1 protein-coding gene is annotated in these 1,671 nt (G+C 69.5%); it reads left to right on the forward strand.

Annotation, left to right across the window (positions count from 1 at the left end):
- Nucleotides 1-715 precede the first annotated feature (715 nt).
- Nucleotides 716-1,671: site-specific integrase (locus tag UK12_RS32490; protein WP_052682416.1), on the forward strand; the 956-nt coding region annotated here is incomplete at its 3' end.

Consider the following 1,671-nt stretch of genomic DNA (forward strand, 5'->3'; position numbering starts at 1 on the left):
AGTGGTCAATTCCCGTTCGGCGGTGGCCTATCAGCACGAGGGGCGTAGGCCGTGGCTCCCCGCATCGGCGGCGACCAGCCGCTGCCTACCCATGCCTCGCCCGTTACCACGCAGATCGCACTACATCGAGTGAACCGGTCGCGAATCCTGCGCATGAGAAGCCGAGGCCTGCTAAAGGCAGCGGGGCTGCCGGAGGACACCGGCCCGGTCTCGCTCTGGCTGCCGAGGGGCAGGGTGAGCCCGCAAGGTGGCGGCGCCGACTCCCGAGGTCTGCGGGGCACCCCATAAACAGGCCATCCCCAGGTTCGTGCGAGTCCACGGGCGCTCCAGTCCCACGAACTGCCTCTCACTCTGTCAGACGCCACAGCCGCCCTGACCGCGTGAGTACGACGAACTCGACGACGAAGACTGGGCCGACGAGCACGCCGGACAGCAACAGAACCACAGCCACAGCCACAGCCGCTTCGCCCAGCTCGTCCGTGAAGCCGCGGCCGCCCACCGCGACCGGCTCATCTGACCGCCTGCCCGGCCGCGTGAGCAGGCAACGCCCAGCCGCCGCACCAGATCTCCCTTCCCACTGATCAAGGGAGATCCACACGTCACGGGGGGACGATTTCAGGCCTGCGACCCCTTACCACCCACAAGGGAGACCGGCAGGTCACAGGCCCCGTTTGGGTCCTGGTGGTCGCACGGTGGTCGCATCGAAGGCAGAGACTTGAAGAGCACGACCAGCGCTCAACCCTTCGAGGCGATCACCATGCGCCACACACCGACCCCAAGCGGAGAGCGAGGACGGGTCTACCGGCGCTGCGGCTGCCGCGACGACCACCGCCGACAGCTCGGCACCGCCTGTCCCCTCCTCGCCACCGACCCCAAGCACGGCACCTGGGCCTTCGCCGTCGATGCCCGCTCCACCGACGGCCACCGCCACACCATCCGCCGCGCTAGCTTCCCCGACGAGATCGAGGCCCGCACCGCCCTGCGGCACTTCAACCAGGGCCTGGCCACCGGTGTCATCACCGACCCCCGGCAGACCCTCGCCGGCTACCTCACCACCTGGCTCGCCGAGAAGGAACTCCATCTCAAGCCCACCACCATCACCCGCTACCGCGCCTACATCGAGCAGGACCTGATCCCCGCCCTCGGCGGCATCCCCCTCGACGACCTCACCCGCCAGCACCTGGCCGCGTTCGTCACCAACCAACTGCGACACCACCACCGCGGCAAGGTCACCGTTCACCGGATCATGTCCACCCTCTCCAGCGCCCTCAGCTCCGCCGTCACCGGCGAACGCCTCCCCCGCAACCCCGCCAAACCCCCGCTCCTCCCCCGCCCCGCCCCCGCCGAGCGGCACCTGTGGACCGAGGAGCAAGCAGCCCGCTTCCTGCGCTTCACCCACGCCATTGACCCGCTCTACGCCGACCTCGCCGAGCTGATGATCGGAACCGGCATGCGCAAGGGCGAGGCACTCGCGCTGCGATGGGACGACGTCCACCTGCGTGAGCGCACCCTGTTCATCCGCGCCACCCTCTCCGCGGTGAACAACAACCAGCTGCTGCTCACCGCGCCGAAGACCAAGGGCAGCCGCGCCTGGGTCGCCCTCTCCGACCGCGTCGCCGACGCCCTCGACGACCGCGCCGGCTCACGAGCCTTCGGCCAGATCACCCCCGC

It is taken from the genome of Saccharothrix sp. ST-888, assembly GCF_000955975.1.
Classification (GTDB): Bacteria; Actinomycetota; Actinomycetes; order Streptomycetales; family Streptomycetaceae; genus Kitasatospora.